Origin of the sequence: Escherichia sp. 94.0001, from assembly GCF_013369155.2 — a bacterium.
GTDB lineage: Bacteria > Pseudomonadota > Gammaproteobacteria > Enterobacterales > Enterobacteriaceae > Escherichia > Escherichia coli_F.
Genome location: NZ_JABWMS020000203.1, coordinates 1 through 770, shown reverse-complemented (window position 1 = coordinate 770; position 770 = coordinate 1). Strand labels below are relative to the sequence as shown.

Genomic DNA, 770 nt, shown 5'->3' with positions numbered 1-770 from the left:
GAGTCCTTCACCTGACCGCCCTGTTGCAGCAGGATCAGCCACGGACTTTGCCCGCCTGCAAGCTGCGTGGCCACGTCGGTGAACTGCGCAGGCAGCATACGCATGGCAGCTTTATACTGCCCGACGGAAATCCCCGCTTTCTGTGCAGCCAGCGCCTGTCGGTTCATCGACTGTTCAACGACTGCCGCTGTTTTTTTCGCATCACTTTCCGTACCGGAAAAATGACGCCTGACTCTGGCCATCTGCTCGTCAAATCTGGCCGCATCCAGACTCAAATCAACGACCAGATCGCCTACCGGTTCAGCCATACCGGACTCCTCCTGCGATCCCTTCTGATACTGTCATCAGCATTACGTCATCCTCCGTCATGTCCGCCACATCCGGGGAAGCGGGGATAACTTCATTCCCGTCAGGGCCAAAACGAACGCCTCCGGCAAGCCCTGCCGCTTTCTGCATCAGCACATCATCTTCAGGCTCTTCGTCAGCCTCACGCCGGCTCAGCAGACTGAAATCCAGCGGATGCATATCCGGATCGCTGAAAAACAGGCTGAGCACGGTGTACGTCAGCCCGGAAAAGTGCATATCCAGCAGAACATCATGAAAATAATGGGTACTGTAAAAGCGGTGCCAGTCGGCATACTCCGTGGATGACATCCCGGCAAGCATGGCACGCCAGTCGGGTCGCCCCATCTCACGCGCCAGTTTCAGGGCAAAACTCAGCTCACCGTCGAACACTTTCCCGCAGAAACAGGCTCTGCAGGCCCGGCGTC

The 770-nt window shown here is 57.3% G+C and carries 2 protein-coding genes; both read right to left on the bottom strand.

From position 1 onward, the window contains the following. A partial coding sequence (locus tag HEN33_RS25230) for a phage tail length tape measure family protein (RefSeq protein WP_139286513.1) occupies positions 1-308 on the bottom strand: 308 nt, incomplete at its 3' end. After that, positions 301-735, bottom strand: a complete 435-nt coding sequence (locus HEN33_RS25225; RefSeq protein ID WP_000459476.1) for a phage tail assembly protein T — start codon at positions 733-735, stop codon at positions 301-303. The genes HEN33_RS25230 and HEN33_RS25225, both read right to left, overlap by 8 nt. Between the last annotated feature and the right edge of the window lie 35 nt (positions 736-770).